1 pseudogene is annotated in these 365 nt (G+C 35.1%); it reads left to right on the top strand.

Annotation, left to right across the window (positions count from 1 at the left end):
• A pseudogene (locus CRG87_RS08080) lies at window positions 1-365 on the top strand (hypothetical protein); the annotation flags it as partial.

The following is a 365-nucleotide window of genomic DNA, read 5'->3' as shown; positions in this document are numbered from 1 at the left end:
GCTACGTCAAGATCGGGTTTTTGCTATTTTTGATCAAAAAACGATTGATGACTTCACTGAAAAGAGTTTTCCGTTAGATTTACATCCCTTTTATGAATTACCTAATTACCCTAATTTGAAAAAAGAAATTAAGGTTGCCTTGGACAAGAAGCTTAGTTTCATTACTGTAAGTGATTCTCTAGCAGACCTTGCTGAAAAGATTTCAGCTCCTAATCTTGTTGAAAGCATTAATAAGTACAATAAGATGGCAGATACTGAATTAGATACTGATTTTGGTAAACCTGCAAAATACTTATTACCAATTACTCAGGGTCCATTCTATGCATTAGAAATGGAAGTTGGTGCTTTTACGACGGGTGATGGGC

This window comes from Lactobacillus apis (genome assembly GCF_002837055.1).
Lineage (GTDB): Bacteria > Bacillota > Bacilli > Lactobacillales > Lactobacillaceae > Lactobacillus > Lactobacillus apis.
Note: the sequence above shows the minus strand (reverse complement) of the source record. Positions and strands in the feature narration are given on the sequence as shown.